Origin of the sequence: Haloplanus litoreus, from assembly GCF_045690335.1 — an archaeon.
In the GTDB taxonomy this organism is placed as follows: Archaea; Halobacteriota; Halobacteria; order Halobacteriales; family Haloferacaceae; genus Haloplanus; species Haloplanus litoreus.
Window position 1 is genome coordinate 894883 of the sequence record NZ_CP147874.1, and the last position, 20124, is coordinate 915006.

Sequence of the window (20124 nt, forward strand, 5' to 3'; positions counted from 1 at the left end):
CGGGCCGGTTGCTGCCACTCTTTCCCGATCACACCGTCCGGCCATCGCGAATCGCCTCGACGTCCTCGCGCGATCCGACGACGACGTCGCCGACGATGGTTCGCTTGAGCGCCGCCGTTGCCGCCCCCTCGACGAGCGCGCCTTTCACGGTCTCGCCCCGGTGTCGTCCGGCGAGGAACCCGCCGACGAAGGCGTCGTGGACTCCCGCCGGATCGCGCGTCTCCGTCTCGAACGGTGGCACCTCGTAGATCTCCTCTCCCTGCAGGCCGACCGTCGGGTGACGGCGCTCCGTGCGAGTGACGACCACCGTCGCGCAGTCGTAGCGCGTCCGGAGGCTGTGTCCCGCGGGCACCACGTCGCCGTCGAGGCCGAACACCCGTTCGGCGTCGCTCTCGTCGACGATCAACACGTCCACGTCGTCGAGGAGGTGGTCGTACAGGTCACGCGCCCGGTCGGGGGCCAGCCCAGTCGCCTCGAACCGCGTGTCGAAGGCTCGCGTCGTGTCCGCCTCGCCCGCGGCCGCGAGGAGTGTCGCCGTCGTCTCGAGAAGTGCTTCCGACCGCGCGGGGGTGGCGCCGCTGACGAACAGCGTCTCGGCGTCCCGGACCACGCCGAGGGGCAGATCCTCGGCCGTCGTCGTGGCGAACGCCGTCGCCGTCCGATCGGGGACGGTCCGCGCGCCGGCCGTCCCGCCTCGTTCGACGAACGTCGTCGACGCCCGGCCGGAGTCGCCCCAGACGACGCCCGTCCGGACGCCGTGACGCCGAAGTTCGCCGACGACGCGCCGACCCAGTGGGGTGTCCGGGAGTTTCGACAGCCACGCGGCGTCGAGGCCGAGCGTCGCCGCCGCGACGGCGACGTTGCTCTCGGGGCCGCCGACGTGGGCGGCGAACTCTCCCGTCGTCTCGATTCGCTCGCCCCGTGGCGGCGAGAACCGGAGGGTCGCGTCGCCGACGGTAACCAGATCTGTCACGCCCGCACTTCGAGCGACCGGCGCAAAAAGGTGCGCCCGCTCGTCCGATCGACCGTCTCACTCCGCCCGGCGGCCGCCGTGTCCGGGGTAGTCACGTTCGAACCGATCGGTGATCTCGTCGCGGTCGAACGAGACGACGACCGGGCGCCCGTGCGGGCAGGCGAAGGGGTTCTCGCAGTCGTCGAGGGCCGACAAGAGGTCGACGACCGACCCCTCCGTCAGCGACGTGTTGCCCGTGATCGACGGGTAACACGCCAGGTCCGCGAGCAGGGTGTCCGCCACGGCGTCGATCGTTTCGTCCGCCGACTCCGCCTCGGTGGCGAATCCCGTCAGCGCGTCCCGCAGGAGTGAGGCGTCGAGGGCGGCGTCGAACACCGTCGGTACCGTCCGCACCTCGACGGTTCGATCCCCGCTCCGGTCGGCGTGAAAGCCCAGTTCCGCAAGCGCGTCCCGGTAGGTGTCGAACAGTTCGACCTCCCGCGCCGTGAGTTCGAGGTCGACCGGTTCGGCCAGCGCCTGCGTCGGCGTCTCGCCGTCCATCTCCGCGCGCAGGCGTTCGTAGTTGATCCGCTCGTCGGCCGCGTGCTGGTCGATCAGCGCCAGTCCGTCCGGCGTCTCCGCGACGAGGTACGTGTCGTCGTACTGCCCGAGGAGCCGCATCGCGGGCAGGCGCTCGAAGTCACGATCCGGCGCCGCCCGCTCCCCGTCGAGCGTCCGCTGGTCCGTCGGGGCGACGACGCCGCCGCTCCGCCACTCCCCGTCTTCGTCGTCCACCGCGTCGGTCGCCACGTCGGCGTCCGACGGTGCCGTCCCCGATCCGACCCCCGTTCGGTCACGACCGGCGATCGCGTCTCCGTCCCGATCACTCCCGCCCTCGTCGTCCGCGGGCGTCGAATCCGCCGTCCCGCCGGCCGCGCCGTCGTCGCCCGTCGGGTCCGTCGTCGACGCCCCCGCGAGTTCGTCGAGCGTCGCGGGCCGGGTCCGCGACGTGGCCGTCTCGGCGGCGCCGCTCTCGTTCTCCGTCCCGTTCCCGGCGTCGGCGGCGGACGACGACTGTCGATCCGTCCGTTCGCGTCCGGCCCCTCCGCCCGGTCCGTCCGGGTCGTCTACACCCTCGGGCGCCGCGTCGCCGCCCGCCACCGCCCGATCCGGCGACTCCGGGGATATCTCCGTCTCCGCGGGTGCCGAACGCCCCCGCGGCGCCGTCGAGCGGACCAGCCCCTCGTCCAGCAACGCCTCGCGGACGGCGGTCGTCACCGCCTCGGCGACGCCCGACTCGTCGTCGAAGCGAACCTCCATCTTCCGGGGGTGGACGTTCACGTCGACGGCGCCCGGCGGCACCTCGACGAAGAGGACGGCGAAGGGGTACCGATCCGACGCGAGCTGGCCGCCGTAAGCGTCGAGCACCGCCTCGCGAAGCGTCCCCGCCGTAACGTACCGGCCGTTGACGAACGTCGAGAGGTACTCCCGGCCAGCCCGCGTCGTCTCGGGGTGGCTCACCAGTCCCGACACCGACTCGACGGGGCCCTCGGCCTCGGCGTCGCCCGGCGTGGTTGCCGATCCCCCATCCACCGCGACCATCGACGACGCCACCTCGCGGCCGTAGACGGCGAGGACGGTCGATTCGAGGTCGCCGGTTCCCTCCGTGGCGAACACCTCGCGACCGTCGTGTTCGAGCGCCGTCGCCACGTCGGGGTTGGCGAGGGCGTACTGGGTCACCACGCGGTTGACGTGGTCGAACTCCGTCGCCTCGGTCTTCAGGAACTTCTTCCGGGCCGGCGTGTTGTAGAACAGGTCCTCGACTTCGACGACGGTTCCGGGTGGACAGCCCGAGGGAGTGACCTCGCCCGCCTCGCCCCCTTCGACGACGAGTTCGTGGCCGCGGCCGCCGTCGCGGGGTCGCGACCGGATCGTCAGCCGCGACACCGCGCCGATGGTGTGCAGGGCCTCGCCGCGGAAGCCGAGCGTGCCGACCCGATCCAGATCGTCACCGTCGCTGATCTTGCTCGTCGTGTGCTCCTCGACGGCGCGTTCGAGGTCCGTCGCGGTCATGCCGACCCCGTCGTCGCGCACCCGGACGCCGTCGACGCCGCCGCCCTCGACGGCGACGGTCACGCGCGACGCGTCGGCGTCGAGACTGTTCTCCAGCAGTTCCTTCACGACGCTCGCCGGGCGTTCGACCACCTCGCCGGCGGCGATGCGGCGGATCGTCGCGTCGTCCAGTGCGTAGATGGTCGGCGTCTCGCTCACGAACGGTACCCTCGGGAGGCAGGGTCATCAACGCCACGGTGGGGCGGCGCCTCGACGTGTGTCGGCTCGCTTCCCGACGGCTCGAAAAAACGACAGTCGCGTCTGGAACTGTTCGCGTGCCCGATCACCGGACTGCGTGTGATGACTCACAAACGCCACTGTGCCTGTCGCCGTTACTCGACCGAGAGGACGTCGATTTCGAAGGTCAGCGTCTCGCCGGCCAGCGGGTGTTCGAAGTCGACGCGAACGACGTCGTCGCTCACGTCGACGACGGTGCCGACTGCGCCGCCCTGGGCGCGCACCTGCAGGCCCTCGGCGGGTTCCTGTCCGACCATTCCTTCGAACTGCTCGGGGTCGAACTCGCGGACGCTGTCGCCGTCGGCCTCGCCGTAGGCCTCCTCCGGTGGGACCGTGATGGTCTCGGAGTCGCCGACTTCCAGGCCCAGCAGTCCCTCCTCCATTCCCTCGATGAGGTTCCCAGCGCCGACTTCGACGGTGAGCGGTTCGAACTCGCGTTCGGGCTGTTCGTCGAGGAGGCCGGCCTCCTCGGCGACCGATTCGTCGGTGGTGTCGAAGACCGTTCCGTCGTCGAGGCGACCGGTGTACGTGATAGTGACCGAATCGCCGGTAGAAATCGCCATGCCGAATGCAGTACCGTCGGACGCATAAGGGCTTGGACTCCCCGGCTTCGCCTACTCGGCCGGGGCGTACTCCTCGTAGATGCGGTCCATCCGCGCGGCCATCACGAAGTCCGTCTTGTGGAGACCGTCGATTTTGTGGGTCCACATCTCCACCTCCACCTCCCCCCACGCGAGGGCGATGTCCGGGTGGTGCCACTCCTCCTCCGCGAGTTCGCCGATTTCGTAGGTGAACTCCAGGGCGTCCCGGAAATCGTCGAACCCGTAGTCGGCGTACAGGTGGTGGTCGTCGACGACCTCCCACGCGTCCGAGAGGTCGGACAGATACTCCTCGTACTCGTCGTTCGTCAGCGGTTCGTCGTCGCTGGTACAGGCTTCGCACGGTTCGTCGGCGAGTGAGGACATGGACTCCCGTTGGGACGCCGACGGCTTGTACGTTCGGTCGCCCCTACAGGTAGTGTTCAGATAAGCTGATTCCATGCGAAGGCGAACGATCTGAGCCACTCGTTTGCAGTTTCTGCTTCGGCGTTGCTAAAACAGTTTGAGAAACTGGTAGTTCTTCGCTTTATCTCACGAAAGACACGTTCGACGCTGTTCCGATTTCCATGACGTTCGTATCTGAAATCGAGGCCGTGGCGACGGCAAGCGTCATTTAGTGGTGTCGCGCCATCGACGAGAAACACGGCGTCGTCAACGTCGTGTTTCTCGCGTAATTCACTGAAGAACGCGTAAGCGATAACGTTTGTTCTTGTCGGTTCAAGCTTTGTATGTAGTAATTTGTTCGTCTCTGGATCGACCGCAGCGTACAGCCAATACTGCTCGTCGTTGAGTCGGATCACCGTTTCATCAACCGCTACGTGATCCGGGCTTCGGCCTTCTTCGGGCTGTAGATCGGCCTTGTGAACCCAGTTGTGAACGGTGGATCGTGCGCGTTCAACACCGAATATCTCAAGAATAGAAACAGTATTCGAAAGTGATAGTCCAGCAAGATGGAGCTGAATACTGAGCTTCATCAACAGCCGCGGTGTTGCCTCTCGTTCCACAAAACCTAACTCGATTCGGTCGATACAACCGCCGAGGCTAGCGTTTTCGGGCATGAATCACTCAGAAAACGCTACGCCTCACCTTTCAATCCTTATCTGAACTCCGCCCCCCTACACGTCGTCGTCGACCATCGCCCCGAACGTCTCGCTCGCGTCCGCCGGCACGTCGAAGTCGTGGTAATGGTCGCCCTTCTCCTTGCTGAGGATGTTCAGTGCCGCCGCCGCGCCGTCGCCAGCGGCGATGACCGCCTGCCACTCCTCGGTGCGGACCATCGCGCCCGTCGCGTACGCGTCCACGACGCTCGTCTCCATCTCCACACCTACCTCGACGACCCCATCGTCGTCCGTCGCACACCCCAGGTCCTCGGCGAGACTCCGGTCGGCCCCCGTCGCGAGGACGAGGTAGTCCGCCCCGTGGTCACCTTCCTCCGTCGTCACGGTGAAGCCGTCACCGTCCGCGGCGACGCCCGTCACTTCCTTCCCCTGCCGCCGGTCGACGCCGAAGTCGTCGACCTGCTGGCGGGTTACGCCCATGAACTCCGAGCCGCCGACCGAGCCGATTCCCGGGTAGTTGAACAGGTGGGCCTTGTGCATCCACGTCTCGTCGGTGTCGAACACCGTCGTCTCCAGGCCGTTCTTCGCCGCGAACAGTGCTGCACTCAGTCCGGCGGGGCCGCCGCCGACGATTGCCACGTGCGTCATACCCCGCGATTCGTCAGACGATCACAAAGACGTACGGTTAGGTGTCCTACTCTTCCGCTTCCGTCCCGTCGAGGCGCTCCTGCCATTCGCGAACTCGCGTCAGCAGGTCGACCGGCGACGTCTCGGCCACGTTCGTCTCCCGGAGTTCCGCGAGGACCGACTCGGTCGCCGGGTCTCGGTCGTCGCCGTTCGCGTCGTCGCCGTTCGCGTCGTCGCCGTCATCGCGGAAGCCGCCGGAGCCCAGGTCGAAGACGGCCTGTGTCGTCTCAGATCCGTCCGTCGCCGCGCCCCTGGCCTCGATGGCCCGGTCCTCGCGAAGACGGTTCAGTACGTCCCGCGACCGGTCGACGACCGGTTCTGGAACGCCCGCCAGGTCCGCGACGTGGACGCCGTAGCTCCGGTCGGTCGGGCCGTCCTCCACCGTCCGGAGGAACGTGATGTCCTCGTCGGTTCCGTCGTCGCCCGCGACGGCGACGTGGACGTTCTCGACCCGCGGCAGGTGGTCGGCGAGGGTCGTCAGTTCGTGGTAGTGAGTGGCGAAGAGACACTTACAGCCCACCTCGTTGTGAATGTACTCCGTCGCCGCCCACGCGATGGAGATGCCGTCGTACGTCGCCGTCCCGCGACCCACTTCGTCCAGGACGACCAGCGACTCCTCGGTCGCCGAGTGGAGGATGTTGCTCAACTCCTGCATCTCGACCATGAACGTCGACCGTCCGCCCGCGAGTTCGTCGAGGGCGCCCACGCGCGTGTAGATGCCGTCGACGACACCAACCGTCGCCGACCGCGCGGGGACGAAACTCCCCGCCTGCGCCAGCAGGACGATCAGTGCCGCCTGCCGCATGTACGTCGACTTGCCGCTCATATTCGGGCCGGTCACCAGCAGGAAGCCCCGGTCGTCGTCCAGTTCCAGATCGTTCGGCACGAAGTCGGTCGTCCGCTCGACGACCGGGTGCCGTCCCGCCTCGACGACCAGCGGTCCCGGCTCCACGACCGCCGGCCGCGTCCAATCCTCGCTCGCGGCGTGGGTCGCCAGCGAGGCCAGTGCGTCCACCGTCGCCAGCGTCCGTCCCACGTCCTGCAGGAGTTCGGCGTGGACCGCGACTCGGTCGCGCAGGTCACAGAACAGGTCGTACTCCAGGTCACCGCGGGACTCCTCCAGTCGCAACACCTCGCGTTCGCGCTCCTCGAGTTCGTCGGTGGTGTACCGCCGGGAGTTCTTCAGCGTCTTTATCTCCCGGTACTCGTCGGGGACGGCGTCCGTCTCCGAGTTCCCCACCTGTACGTAGTAGCCGTCGGTCTTGTTGCGGTCGACCTGCAGGTGGGTGATGCCCGTCCGAGCCTTCTCGCGGTCCGCGAGACCCTCCAGCCACTCCGTCACCTCCTCGTACCGGTCGATCAGGTCGTCCAGTTCGTCGTCGTAGCCGCGACGGAAGAGACCGCCCTCGGTGACCGTCCCCGGCGGGTCCTCGGCCAGGGCGGCGTCGAGTTCCGCCCGCAGGCTCGCCGCTGCCTCCCGATCCGGCCGGTCGACGATATCCGGGAGCGGCGAGTCCGCGAGGCGGGAGTCCGCCACCGCCTCCGCGAGCGCCGGGAGCGTATCGAGGGTGTCCCGAACCGCGAGCAGATCGCTCGCGTCCGCGCTCCCGCCCGTCGCACGCGCGGCCAGGCGTTCGAGGTCGTAGGCGTCGCCGAGGACCTCACGCACCCGGTCGCGGGCCAGTGCGGCGTCGGTCAGCGCCGCCACGCTGTCGAGACGGCGGTCGATCACATCTCGGTCGCGACGGGGTCGGATGAGCCACTCACGCAGGCGGCGCCGTCCGGCACTCGTGACCGTGTGATCCACCGTCGCCAGCAGCGACCCCTCGCGCTCCCCGTGCATCGTCTCCGTGAGTTCGAGGTTGCGCTGGGTCGTCGCGTCCAGGTCGAGGTGATCGCCCGTGTCGTAGGCCCCCAACCGCGTCAGTGCGTCGAGGACGCCCACGCCCGTCTCCGCCACGTAGGCGACGACGGCGCCGGCGGCCGCGACACCCGCCCGGTCGTCGAGGCCGACGCTGTCGAGGACGCCGTCGCCGAACTGGTCCTGCAGTCTGCGCTTCGCCCGCCCGGGCGCGAACGCCGCGTCGTCGTACCCCGTCACCGGGGCGTCCGTGCGCTCCCGAATCCGGGCCAACAGGTCGTCGTCGTCCCGGACGGTCGGTCCCGGCAACACTTCGACGGGGTCGAACCGGTGGAGTTCGGAACCCATCTCCGTCGCCGAGTCCGTCGTCGTCACGAGGAACTCCCCAGTCGTCACGTCCGCGAGCGCCAGACCGTAGCGGCCGTCGACGGAAACGACCGTGGCCAGGAACTGCGCCGTCGGATCCGTGGTCTCCAGCAGGGTCCCGGGCGTGACGACCCGCGTGATTTCGCGGGCGTGACCGTCCGCCGTCTCGTACTGGTCCGCGACGGCGACGCGGTACCCCCGCTCGACGAGGGCCTTCAAGTAGGGCGTCAGGTCGTCCACCGGGACGCCCGCCATCGGGTACGTCGATCCGTGCGAGGACTTCTCCGAGACTTTTAGGTCGAGTTCGTCGCCGACGAACTCCGCGTCCTCCGCGAAGAACTCGTAGAAGTCGCCACACTGCATCGCCAGCAGGTCGGCGTCCGTCTCCCCTTTCAGGGCGAGAAACTCCCCGACGATGCCATCGGCAGTCATACTCCCATCCGAGCCGTCGTCGGGTAAAACGCTATGGGTCTCGTACGGACGGTTGTAACTGTATTCCGGCCGTCGCCGCCTCCGGAGTCGGCGACGGCCGGTCGGTTGCTCGTCGAGTGTTACTCGACGGTGTCGAGCAGCGTGAACACGCGCTCACCCAACTGCTCGGGCGTCTCGGCGACCACCTTCACGATTGCCTCCTTGCCCACGTCGCCCCGGTCGAGGACCGCGACGGGCGTCGGGTCGTCCGCATCCACCGCCCCGAACGCCTGTCGGGCGCCCCAGCCCATCGTTCCGCTCGCGTCCTCGGGTTCGTCCTCACGGGTGTACTCCGTCACGGGGCCGTCGAGTGCCGCCGTCGCCGCCTCCGTCTCGTCGTCGAACCGGCAGTTGACGGCGAAACGGAGGGCGGGGTCGAACTCGCGGGCCGCGAGGAGGAATCGGGCGACGTGCGAGGAGGCGCCGAGGCGGACGCCGCGGTTCGGGGCCACTCCCGAGAGCGTGCGCGTGATGCGGCCCTCGACGGCGGCCGTCTCGCCCACCGCCTCGGCGTACTCGGTGGCGCCGACGACGTTCATCCCCACCTCCGGGACGAGCCGTGACACGTCGCGGTCGACGAACGCCTCCACCACCTCGGCCACGTCGGTCATCGTCCGGTGACGGTCGGCCGCCTCGCGGAGTGCCGCGAGGTGATGGACCGCGCCCGGACCCTCGCCGACGTCGAGGCCGTACCGAAGCGCACGCTCCATGAACGCGGTTCCCGCCTCGACGGCGTAGCCGAGCGTCTCGCCGTGGGCGAGGTGGGCGGCGATAGCGCTCGACAGCGTACACCCCGAGCCGTGGGTGGCGTCGGTGTCGATCCGTGGATGTTCGAACGTGTGCACCGTCGGCTCCCCGTCGGGGAGCGTACTCACCAGCGTATCGGTCACCGTGTCGGCCCGCGGCCGACGCCCCGACGAACGTCCTTCCTCGCCGTCCCCTATGTGCCCGCCCTTCACCAGCGCGGCGTCGGCGCCCATCCCGACCAGTTCCTCGCCGGCCTCGCGAGCGGTCTCGCGATCCACCGGTTCGATCCCCGTCAACACCGTCGCCTCGTCGGCGTTCGGCGTGACGAGCGTCGCCTCGGCGATCAGCGACTCGTAGGCCGTCTCGGCGGCCGAATCGAGCAGGCGGTCACCGCTCGCCGCAACCATCACCGGATCGACGACGACGGGCACCGTGGCGTCGGCCGCCCGGTCGGCCACCAGGTCGATAACCGAATCGGTCGCGAGCATCCCCGTCTTCATCGCCCGGAGGTCGAAGTCCGTCGCGACGGCGCCGTACTGCGCCTCGATTTCCTCGACGGGGAGGACGTGCGTGCGCTCGACGCCGACGGTGTTCTGAGCCGTGATGGCGGTGACGACCGACGTACCGAAGACGCCGTGGGCTTCCATGGTCTTCAGATCCGCCTGCACGCCGGCCCCGCCGCCGGAATCGCTGCCGGCGACGGTGAGGGCGACTGGCGGAGTGACCGGGGCGTGACGCCGGGTCACGCCGCGCCCACCCCGACCCCGGCCCGCAGTCGTATCCGCTCACGATCACGAATGGCGCCCGTCTCGAGTGCGATTGCCATGGTGTCGACTATTACGAGCTGATATTTATCGGTAATGCACGATCCGGATCGTCGGTCGAAGCGACAAGACCTATCTACGACCGGTAGAAACGCAGGGACACGAGATGTGGGAGCGTTCGTTCGGTCGGGTTGTCGCCGCCGTCGTCGCAGTGTTGATCCTGTCGGCGGCCACTCCGGGGATCGGTGCGGTCGCACCGACAGGCACGTCGCCACCCCAGATCGACGTGGGTCCGTCGTTTCAACAGGGGGTCGACACCGACTCGGTCCGGCTGATCGTCTCGGTCGACCGGAACGGATCCGCGTCCTGGACCGTCCAGTACTGGACGCGCCTCGACGACGAGAACACCACCGCGGCCTTCGAATCCTTGCAGGCCGACATTCGGGAGGACCCGGACAACTTCTCCGACCGGTTCGCCTCGCGGATGCGTTCCACGGTCGCCACGGCCGAGAACTCGACCGGCCGTGAGATGGACGCGAGCGACTTCCGCGTCAGCGCCGAGACACGAACACCGCCGGAGTACGGTGTCGTCACCTACACGTTCCGGTGGGACGGGTTCGCGGCCGTCGACGGTGACTCCCTCCGCGTCGGCGACGCCATCGAGGGGCTCTTCCTCGACCAGCGGACGCGACTCGTCGTCGAGTGGCCCGCGGACTACACCCCCACGCAGATCACTCCCGAACCGGACGAGCGCCGCTCCGAAGCCGTCGTGTGGCGCGGCGCCGAGACGAGCTTCGTCTCCGGAGAGCCGTCCATCGTCCTCGAACCAGCGTCGGCGGTCACCACGACCGGTGCAGGCGCCGACGGATCCGGTGACGACGGTCCCGGGACCGCCACCGCCTCGCCGGAGGGGACCAGCGGTTCGCTCCCCGTGCTCGGTCTCGGACTACTGTTCGTCCTCTTCGGCCTGGCCGTGTGGCGCTATCGTGACCGGTTCCGGGGCGACGCGGGGGCGACCACGGCGAGGACGGGCGACGACGGCGGTGCCGGTGCGCCCACCGACGAGACGGGCGACGAGGCGCGCGAAGACCTCCTGAGCAACGAGGAGCGCGTCCTCCAGTTCGTCCGGGAACAGGGTGGCCGGGTCAAACAGCAGGAGATCGTCGAGGCGTTCGACTGGACCGAAGCGCGGACGAGCCAGATCGTCCGTGAGCTCCGCGACGACGGGGAACTCGACGGATTCCGCCTCGGGCGCGAGAACGTCCTGAAACTCCCCGACGAGGGCGAACAGCCGCTGAAACCGGATGACGGAGACGGTTCAGGCTCCCCCTAAACGCCATTTAATCCGGGTTAACGGTCCTTCAGGTTCGGCCTGGTTTATTTTCTCGAGGTCCGTAGCGTGGTTCGAGATGAGTAGAGACGTTCCGAACGTCGTCGTGGTCGCGTTCGCCGTGGTGGTCGCCGTCAGCGCGGCGGCGGTGCCGACGGCGGCGCTTGGTGGGTCGCCCTCGCCGCTAGCCCCCAACGCCGACGCGACGGTCGACGAGGTGTTGCCACAGGCGACCGCGAACGGTACTGAAACGGCCGAAAATGGCACGGAGGCGGCCGAAAACGGCACCACCACGTCGACGAGCGATGCGGGAGCGAACGAATCGGTCGCCCCGGGCCAGCAGTTGGCTGGGGTCGTCGGGGTGCAGGGTGCCGAAATCGAGAGCGAAATCGGCGAACGGTCGTTCTCGACGCGGGTCTCGCGAGCCGAATCCAACACCTCGAAGGCGGCAGTGGTCGCCACGGAGGTCAACCAGGCCCGCGACCGACTCGCCAGTCTCCGTGAACGGCAGGAACGTCTCCGTGAAGCGTACCAGTCGGGGGAACTCTCCACGGGCGAGTACCGCGCTCGGATGGCGGTGACGAGCGCCCAGATTCGGTCGGTGAAGAATCAGCTGAACGCGAACGACCGGGTGGCCAGCGAACTCCCGGAGGAGGCGCTCACCTCCTCCGGCGTCGACCGCACGGAACTCGACAGGTTGCGGGCGGACGCCGACGAACTGCAGGGCCCGGAGGTCGCCGAAATTGCCCGACAGATCGCGGGCGAGAACCCCGGACGCGAACTCGACCCGGAACGCGGTCCGGACGAACTGCCGGAACCCGCACAGGGTGACGACGACGAGGACGACGAGGACGACGAGGACGAGGAAGAGACGCGGGGCAACGGTGAGAACGCCGGACCGCCCGAAGACGTCGGCGCACCGGACGACGCCGGACCGCCCGAGGACTCGGGCGAGGGCGACGACGCGAACAACCAGTCGACCGGTGCCGGGCCGCCAGAGGATTCGGACGGAAACGGCTCCGACGACGACGCGGGCAACTCGGAGGATGCTGGACGGAGTGACGACGCGGGCAACTCGGAGGATGCTGGACGGAGTGACGACGCGGGCAACTCGGAGGATGCCGGACGGAGTGACGACGCGGACAGTTCGGGAGACGCCGGTGAATCGGGAAACGGGAGCGAGGGTAGCGAGTCCGGCGAGTCGGGAAACGGGAGCGAGGGTAGCGAGTCCGGCGAGTCGGGAAACGGGAGCGAGGGTAACGAGTCCGGCGAGTCGGGAAACGGGAGCGAGGGTAGCGAGTCCGGTGAACCGGGCAACTCGGGGGACGGCGGACGGAGCGACGACGGGAACGGCTCGGACGGCGACGACGACGCGGGTAACTCGGGGAGTTCGGGCGGTGGCTCGGACGGCGACGACGACGCGGGTAACTCGGGGGACGCCGGCGGTTCGGACGGCGGGAACTCGGGCAGCGCGGGAGCCGACCGATGACGTCGATGCCGCGCGTACTGATCGCCGACGACGAATCGGCACTGCTCGACCTGTACGCGACGTGGCTCGACGACGCCGACGTCGACATCGTGCGGGCGGGCTGTGGGGTGGAGGCGCTGTCCATCTGTGCCGAGGACGCCGTCGACGTGGCGATTCTCGACCGCCACATGCCTCGGGTGAGCGGTGACGAGGTGCTCGACGCCATCCAGGCGATGTCCGACTGCCCACGGGTCGCCTTCGTGACGGCGGCGACGCCGGACGTCAACATCGTCGACCTCGACCTCGACGCTTACCTCACCAAGCCGGTCTCGCGTGGCGAGTTCGTGGACATGGTCGAGTCGTTGCTCCGTCGCGAGTCACTCTCCGAGACGGCCGACCGATACGTCGAGAACCTCTCGAAGCGGGCCGCCCTGCTCGAATCGGAGTCGCCGTCGGTGCTCCGGGCCGATCCGATCTACAGCGCCTTCGAAGCCGAGCTGTCGCGTCTCGCCTCGCGGATCGACGACCGGTCACTGGACGATCCGTACCTGAACCGGGCGCTCGCCGACGGCGGACAGGACCATCCGTCCATCGATCCGTAGCCCCCGCTGCGACGTCTACCTTTTTCCGTCCATCGGGTGACTGACCGACCATGTCGTACGACATCGCGCTACTCCCTGGCGACGGAATCGGACCGACGGTCGTCGACGCGGCCGTGCCGGTCCTCGACGCCGCTGCGGCGGCCAACGACGTCGACGTCGAGACCACGCGCTACGACTGGGGCACCCAGCGCTACTTCGACACGGGGGCGATGATGCCCGAAGACGGACTGGACCGGCTGGCGTCCTTCGATGCCATCCTCTTCGGCGCCGTCGGCCACCCCGACGTCCCCGACCACATCCCGCTGGACGGCCTGATACTGCCGATCCGTAAACGATTCGATCAGACGGTCTGCAGGCGCCCCGCAGTGCTGTTCGACGGCGTGCGGAGTCCGTTACGCGCCTACGAGGGCGGCGACATCGACATCCTCGTCTTCCGCGAGAACACGGAGGGGGAGTACGCGGACGTTGGCGGGCGTGAACACCGCGGCTTCGCGAACGAGGTGGCGGTCCAGAGCGCCGTCTACACCCGCCGAAGCACCGAGCGCATCGTTCGGGCGGCCTTCGAGGCTGCCACCGAGCGTTCCGGCCACCTGACGAACGTCACGAAGTCGAACGCTCAGGCCCACGGGATGGTGTTCTGGGACGATATCGTCGCGGAAGTGAGCGAGGAGTACCCCGACGTGGACGTCGAGCGCCTGCTGGTCGACGCCGCGAGCATGGACTTCGTCCGCCGCCCCGACGAGTTCGACGTGGTGGTCGCCTCGAACCTCTTCGGCGACATTCTCACCGACGTCGGCGCCATCGTCACCGGGAGTATGGGCCTTGCACCCTCGGCGAACATCGACCCCGGAAACGACCATCCGTCGATGTTCGAACCCGTCCACGGAAGCGCCTTCGACATCATGGGTGAGGGGGTCGCCAACCCGCTGGCGACGGTGCTCTCGGGGTCGCTCATGTTCGACCACCTCGGCGAGGAGGCGGCCGCGTCGGCGCTGTGGGACGTCGTCGCCGACCAGTTGGCCGACGAGAACGCGCCGCGGACGCCGGACCTCGGTGGGGATTCGACCACCGAGGCCGTGGCGACGGACCTCCGCGGCCGGCTCTGACCCGCGGTCGTCCCCGTTTTCCGGGATTCGACCGTTGAAGTAGGGCGGCGTCGTGAGGGGACACCATGCCCGGATCGCGCGCCGGCACCCGATCGGAGGCTGAGGAACACCTCGTCCGCGGCTACGGCGGCCGACTCCTGTTGCTCGTCTCGCTCGGCTGGCTCACCATCCAGGGCGGCCGACTCGTCCTCTCGCCGCTGCTACCGTCCATCATCGACGACCTCTCGATCACTCCCTTCCGCGCCGGCCTCGCCCTCTCGATTCTGTGGGGTATCTACGCTCTCGGCCAGTTCCCCAGCGGGCGCCTCTCGGATCGCCTCAGCCGCAAGACGCTACTGGTGGTGGGGCTGACGCTCGCCACGGCGGGCTTTACCGTCCTCGTAGCCGCCATCTCCTACCCGCTGTTTCTGGTCGGCGCGGCGGTGGTCGGCGTCGGCGCCGGTCTCTACCCCACCGCGGCGCGGGCGCTCATCTCCGATCACTTCGAGGCGAAACGTGGGGGTGCGTTCGGCCTCCACACCGCCTCGGGTGACCTAGGTGGCGGCGCCGCGGCCGGCCTCGCAGTCGCCACCCTCGCCGTCGCGGCGTGGCGGGCCGCCTTCCTGCCGGTCGTCGCCATCCTCGCCGTCGTCGCAGCGGTGCTCCACTGGACGAGCCGAGAGTCCTACCGGATCGCGGCCGTCGACCTCGACGTGCGCGGCACGGGAGCGCGGCTCTTCGCCACTTCGCGCACCCGTAGACTCATCGTCGCGTACTGTCTGTTCGCCTTCGCGTGGCAGGGCACTGCCGGCTTCCTCCCGACGCTGCTCCAGTTGGACAAGGGGTTCTCCCCCGAGTTCGCCAGCGCGGGCTTCGCGGGGCTGTTCGTCGTGGGTGCGCTGGTCAAACCGACCGCCGGCCGCCTCGCGGACCGGGTGCGGCGGGCGCCCGTCGCGGCGGGAGCGCTCGGCCTCGGGGCCGTCGCCCTCGGCGGGGTGCTCGTCGCCGAGACGGCTCTCGCCGTCGGCGTGGCCACCGTCGTCTACGCCGTCGGCCTCATGGCCTTTCCACCCGTGATGCAGTCGTACCTGATGGACATCTTCCCGACGGACAGTATGGGCGCGGATCTGGGCCTCGCGCGGACGACGTACATCGGATTCGGGGCACTCGGCCCGTCGTTTATCGGGCTCGTGGCGGGACGGGCCGACTACGTGACCGCGTTCGGCGCGCTCGTCGCCGCGCTGGTCGTCGCGGCGACCATCGTCGCCGTCGAGTCGCGGTGAGCATCAAGTGCCGCCACAGCCGCCGTCGGCCGCGGTGCCGCCCGCCTCCGGAGCGGCGTAGGTCGCACGGAGGTAGCTGACCACCTCGTCGACGGTCTCCGGGTCGTAGGCCCAGAAGCCGTAGAACGACCCCGGGAGTCGTTCCTCGGCAAGGAGTGCACACTTCATCGCGTCGACACCGCCGCCGTCGTACGCGACGAACCACGAGTCGTGAATCTCCGTCTCCGTCGAGAGGTGGAGGTTCGGCCCCGAGAGGGTGCCCAGTTCCTCGCGGCCCTCGGGGTGAGCGTAGACGTGGACGTCGAGGGTTCCACGGTCGGCCAGATGTTCGTACACGTCGGCCTGGGAGGCGAAACGGGCACAGGTCTGGAAGCCGGCGTGGAGTTCGCCGGCCCCCCCTCGCCAGGCGCGGTCCTCGATCTCCTTCGAGGCTGCCACCATTCGCTCGGTGTCGTAAGAGGTAAACAGCGTCTCGTCGAGTTCGTCGAGCACCGTCTCGTAGGTTTCGCGCGTGAAATCCGGCGTGACACCGCGTGTCGGCCCGAGGACGTCGCTCACGTCGATGGCGGCGAGGAAATCGTCGTCGCGGCTCAACACCGCGTAGTTTCGGGGACCGGCGTCGCTCTCCGCCCGTTCGATGGTGAGGTTGCGGTCGGCGAAGTGTTCACGAAGCGCCGCTGGGACGCCGGCTTCCGGATTGAACACCGTCAGCGTCTTCTCCTCCGCTTCGACCCCGGCGATGAGTTCGAACAGCCCCATTCGCTCGTGTAGAGGGGCGGCCGCTATTTGTGCTTTTATGTCGAAAATCGGACCTGATCGCCCCGATACCGCCGGGTCGGACGACGCGCCCCTTTTATGGGGCGGCGGCGTACCGCCGGCGACGAGGATGACGGTCACCACGCTCCACCGGCCCGCCCACCGGGACGCGCTCACGCACCTCGAAGACGCCTTCCGCCGGGGCGACCTGATTACCGTCTTCGGCCGGTGTACCGTCGAGTACGACGGTCGTGCGTCGAGCAGTCTCGGCCCGGGTGATCGCCTCCTCCTGCTCAAACCCGACGGCTCGGCGCTCGTCCACACTGACGAGAAGCGCACACCCGTGAACTGGCAGCCGCCGGGCTGCGACCACTTCGCGAGCGTCCGCCAGGGCCGCCTGCGGGTGCGGAGCGTCCGCCGGTCGCCGGAGGAACTCCTCGACGTGCGGTTCGACCGCGTCCACCACCTCGCCGCCTACGACGTGACGGACCCCGACGAACTCGACCTGCAGGGTAGCGAGGCGGATCTCAAAGAACACGTCGTGACGACCCCCGACCGGATCGAACCCGGGTTCGATCCGATTTCGACCGAACACGAGACGACCGCTGGCCCGGTGGACGTCTTCGGCGAGGACGAAGCGGGCCGACCGGTCGCCGTCGAGTTGAAGCGACGGCGAGTCGGCCCCGACGCAGTCGGTCAACTCCGACGCTACGTCGACGCCCTCGAACGCGAGTTCGGCGCCGGCGCTGGCGTCCGCGGCATCCTCGTTGCACCCTCGGTCACCGACCGCGCGGCGGCGCTTCTGGACCGACACGGACTGGGCTTTGTCGCCCTCGACCCGGCGACTGGCCGGCCGCCGGACGACGAGTGATCGTTCGTTCGCTGTCGAACCTATCGAACGATCATTCAAGATACGGCGTCTGAAGCGTCAACTCTGCACCATCCCGGCGTTTAATGTGTGTGGTCCAAATATCCCTGTCCGATGGATCTCCACCACCGAACCGTCCGACAGGACGTCCGGGAACTGGGTGAACTCCTCGGCGACGTACTGGAGGTACAGTCCTCCACGCAGGCGTTCGAGGCGGTCGAAGACCTCCGCACCGCGGCCATCGACTATCGCGATGGAAGTCTGCCCTCGCGGGAACCGCTGCGGACGACGCTCGGATCGCTCGACTCCGACTTGGAGGGGGCGGCGGCGCGCGCCTTCACGGCCTACTTCGAACTCATCAACCTCGCGGAGGAGCGCGAACGGGTACGCGCCATCCGCCGGAGCTCCCAGCAGGGCGAGCTGGCCGACAGCCAGCAGGCGACGGTCGCCTCACTCGTCGACGCGGACGCCGACGCCGAGACGGTCCAGCGAGTCCTCGACGACGTGCTCATTCAACCCACCTTCACCGCACATCCGACCGAGGCCCACCGGAAGACGATCAAGGCGAAACTCCGCACGATCACGACCCTTCTCGAGACCCTCGACGAGCGGCGACTGACCGACGCCGAGCGCCGCCAGTCCTGGGACCACTTGGAGGCGGAAGTGACCAGCCTGTGGCAAACCCCGCAGGTCCGGGACCGGGCGCCCGAACCCGAAGACGAGGCGCGCAACGTGCAGTGGTATCTGGAGAACACGCTCTTCGACGTGGTCGGCGACGTGTACGCCGAACTGGAGGACGTCCTCGCCGAATCGTATCCGGACGTCGACGTCCCCAAACTCTTCGAGTTCCGGTCGTGGGCGGGGAGCGACCGCGACGGCAACCCGTCGGTAACCGTCGACGTGACGAGCGAGACGCTGGAGCGTCAGCGGTCGGTCGTCCTCTCGAAGTACCGCGACGAACTGAAGCGGCTCTCGGGCATCCTCAGCCAGGACGCCGCCTGGATCACACCGGGAGAGCGGTTCGAGGCGTCGCTCATCGCCGACCGGCAGCGATTCCCCGAGGTGGCCAGCGAGGCCGAGGAGCGCTACCCCCACGAGTTCTACCGGCAGAAACTGAAGCTGATGCGCGAGCGACTGGAACGGATCGGCGACGTGCGCCCCGGCGGCTACGCCGACGCCGATGAACTGATCGACGACCTCGAAGCCATCGACGAGAGCCTGCGGCTGAACGACGCCGAATCGATCGCGGACGTCTACGTCGAACCCCTGATTCGGAAGGTGGATACGTTCGGGTTCGCGCTGGCGAGCCTCGACCTGCGTGACCACCAGCAAAACCACACCGAGGCGGTCGGCGAGCTGCTCGAAGGGCAAGGCGTCGACTACCGTGACCGCGACGAGGACGGCCGGATCGAGGTGCTCACCGAGGCCATCGTCCAGGATGCCGACGTGGTCGACCTGGAGAATCCGGGCGACGTGAGCGACACGACCGAACGCGTCTGCAAGCGGTTCGAGGCGCTGCGGCGCTGGCAGCGGGAGTACGGTACCGACGCCATCGACACCTACTGCATCAGCATGACCGAGGAGCCGAGCCACGTCCTCGAAGTCCTCTTTCTCGCCGATCAGGCGGGTGTCGTCGACCTGCCGGGGGACAGCGGTCTCGACGTGGTGCCGCTGCTGGAGACCGAACACGCCCTCGACGGCGCCCGGCGCATCATGGGAACGCTGTTCGAGAACGAGGCGTACGCGGCGGCGCTCGACTGCCGGGGAAACACCCAGGAGATCATGCTCGGGTACTCCGACTCCAACAAGGAGAACGGCTTCCTTGCGGCCAACTGGGACCTCTATCGGAACCAGCGGCGTCTCGCGGACATTACGGACGAGTTCGACGTCCAGATGCGTCTGTTCCACGGCCGCGGTGGCTCCATCTCCCGTGGCGGTGGGCCGATGCACGAGGCGATGCTGGCGTTGCCCCCCGAGACGGTCACCGGGGAGATCAAATTCACCGAACAGGGCGAGGCCATCGCCGAGAAGTACGGCAACCCGCGAATCGCCGAGCGCAACCTCGAACGGATGCTCGACGCGCAGATCCGGGCGCGCCGTCAGTCGATGACCGGTCCCGTCGAACCGACGCCAGACGCGTGGATCGAGGCGATGGAGACGATGTCGACGGCCGCCAGGGAGGCGTATCAGGGCCTCCTCGAAACCGAGGGGTTCATCCCCTACTTCGAGACGGCGACGCCCATCACGGTCATCGAGGACCTCAACCTCGGTTCCCGGCCGGCGTCGCGGTCCGGAGAGCGGACCGTCGAAGACCTTCGGGCGATCCCGTGGGTGTTCTCGTGGACGCAGTCTCGGTGTATCATCCCCGGGTGGTACGGCCTCGCGACCGGTATCGACGCCTACCTCGACGACGGCGGGTCGATGGAGACGCTCCGGCGGATGTACGAGCGCTGGCCGTTCTTCAAGACCACCCTCGACAACGCCGCGCAGTCGATGGCGCGGACGGACATGGAGATCGCCGAGGTGTACGCGGGCCTCGCCCCCGCCGAGTTGCGCGAGCGGTTCTTCCCGCGGATTCGGAGTGAGTACGAACGCGCGTCCGAACTCGCTCTGGACGTCTCCGGGCGAGACGACCTGCTGCGCCAGGACTGGCTCCGCGAGAGCCTCGACCGGCGCAACCCCTACGTCGACCCGCTGAACCTGTTGCAGACGCGGCTCCTGGCCCGGGACGAACGCACGCCATCGGAGGAGCGGACCCTCCGCCTGACGGTCAAGGGTATCGCGGCGGGGATGAAGAGTACGGGATGAGGCGCCCGTTGCCGGCGTCGTACGGCATCGAAGGCTTTATTCGCCGCCTCGGCTTCGGCTACGACAAGTA

The 20124-nt window shown here is 68.4% G+C and carries 16 protein-coding genes; 7 read left to right on the top strand and 9 right to left on the bottom strand.

Going from position 1 to position 20124, the window contains the following annotated elements; all coding sequences use genetic code 11:
- Positions 1-28: 28 nt before the first annotated feature.
- The 8 genes from V8686_RS04930 to thiD form a co-directional block, all read right to left on the bottom strand.
- On the bottom strand, positions 29-973 hold the full coding sequence (locus V8686_RS04930) for a sugar kinase (protein WP_379702847.1): 945 nt from the start codon (positions 971-973) through the stop codon (positions 29-31).
- A gap of 57 nt (positions 974-1030) precedes the next feature.
- A complete protein-coding gene (gene mutL, locus V8686_RS04935; protein WP_379702849.1) occupies positions 1031-3223 on the bottom strand; it encodes a DNA mismatch repair endonuclease MutL in 2193 nt (730 codons plus the stop codon).
- A gap of 173 nt (positions 3224-3396) precedes the next feature.
- A complete protein-coding gene (locus tag V8686_RS04940) occupies positions 3397-3864 on the bottom strand; it encodes an FKBP-type peptidyl-prolyl cis-trans isomerase (protein WP_379702850.1) in 468 nt (155 codons plus the stop codon).
- A 51-nt stretch (positions 3865-3915) separates the two neighbouring features.
- Entirely contained in the window at positions 3916-4266 is a 351-nt protein-coding gene (locus V8686_RS04945) for a 4a-hydroxytetrahydrobiopterin dehydratase (RefSeq protein ID WP_379702851.1), read from the bottom strand.
- Between the two features lie 56 nt (positions 4267-4322).
- Positions 4323-4958 (bottom strand): IS6 family transposase, encoded by a 636-nt coding sequence (locus V8686_RS04950; RefSeq protein ID WP_379702852.1) that lies wholly within the window; start codon positions 4956-4958, stop codon positions 4323-4325.
- 57 nt (positions 4959-5015) lie between these two features.
- Positions 5016-5606, bottom strand: coding sequence for an NAD(P)/FAD-dependent oxidoreductase (locus tag V8686_RS04955; protein ID WP_379702853.1), 591 nt, complete (start codon positions 5604-5606; stop codon positions 5016-5018).
- 46 nt (positions 5607-5652) lie between these two features.
- Entirely contained in the window at positions 5653-8304 is a 2652-nt protein-coding gene (mutS, locus tag V8686_RS04960; protein ID WP_379702854.1) for a DNA mismatch repair protein MutS, read from the bottom strand.
- Positions 8305-8423: 119 nt separating this feature from the next.
- Positions 8424-9836 carry a bifunctional hydroxymethylpyrimidine kinase/phosphomethylpyrimidine kinase gene (gene thiD, locus V8686_RS04965; RefSeq protein ID WP_379702855.1) on the bottom strand — a complete coding sequence of 471 codons (1413 nt, stop codon included), beginning with the start codon at positions 9834-9836 and terminating at the stop codon, positions 8424-8426.
- A 184-nt stretch (positions 9837-10020) separates the two neighbouring features.
- On the opposite strand from thiD, the gene V8686_RS04970 reads away from it, so the two are divergent.
- The 5 genes from V8686_RS04970 (at position 10021) to V8686_RS04990 (ending at position 15622) form a co-directional block, all read left to right on the top strand.
- Positions 10021-11187, top strand: coding sequence for a DUF7345 domain-containing protein (locus tag V8686_RS04970; RefSeq protein ID WP_379702856.1), 1167 nt, complete (start codon positions 10021-10023; stop codon positions 11185-11187).
- Positions 11188-11263: 76 nt separating this feature from the next.
- Positions 11264-12673, top strand: coding sequence for a DUF7096 domain-containing protein (locus V8686_RS04975; protein ID WP_379702857.1), 1410 nt, complete (start codon positions 11264-11266; stop codon positions 12671-12673).
- A gap of 5 nt (positions 12674-12678) precedes the next feature.
- The gene (locus V8686_RS04980; protein ID WP_379702858.1) at positions 12679-13254 is read left to right on the top strand and encodes a response regulator transcription factor; all 576 of its coding nucleotides are present in this window, start codon (positions 12679-12681) and stop codon (positions 13252-13254) included.
- Positions 13255-13304: 50 nt separating this feature from the next.
- On the top strand, positions 13305-14360 hold the full coding sequence (locus tag V8686_RS04985) for an isocitrate/isopropylmalate dehydrogenase family protein (protein WP_379702859.1): 1056 nt from the start codon (positions 13305-13307) through the stop codon (positions 14358-14360).
- Positions 14361-14425: 65 nt separating this feature from the next.
- Positions 14426-15622, top strand: a complete 1197-nt coding sequence (locus tag V8686_RS04990; protein ID WP_379702860.1) for an MFS transporter — start codon at positions 14426-14428, stop codon at positions 15620-15622.
- Positions 15623-15625: 3 nt separating this feature from the next.
- Here the strand turns inward: V8686_RS04990 and V8686_RS04995 are convergent, their stop codons facing one another.
- Positions 15626-16381 (bottom strand): DICT sensory domain-containing protein, encoded by a 756-nt coding sequence (locus V8686_RS04995; RefSeq protein WP_379702861.1) that lies wholly within the window; start codon positions 16379-16381, stop codon positions 15626-15628.
- 127 nt (positions 16382-16508) lie between these two features.
- Here V8686_RS04995 and nucS point away from each other — a divergent pair, with 127 nt between their 5' ends.
- A complete protein-coding gene (nucS, locus tag V8686_RS05000; RefSeq protein ID WP_379702862.1) occupies positions 16509-17249 on the top strand; it encodes an endonuclease NucS in 741 nt (246 codons plus the stop codon).
- Between the two features lie 111 nt (positions 17250-17360).
- Positions 17361-20054, top strand: a complete 2694-nt coding sequence (ppc, locus tag V8686_RS05005) for a phosphoenolpyruvate carboxylase (RefSeq protein ID WP_379702863.1) — start codon at positions 17361-17363, stop codon at positions 20052-20054.
- Positions 20055-20124: the final 70 nt, after the last annotated feature.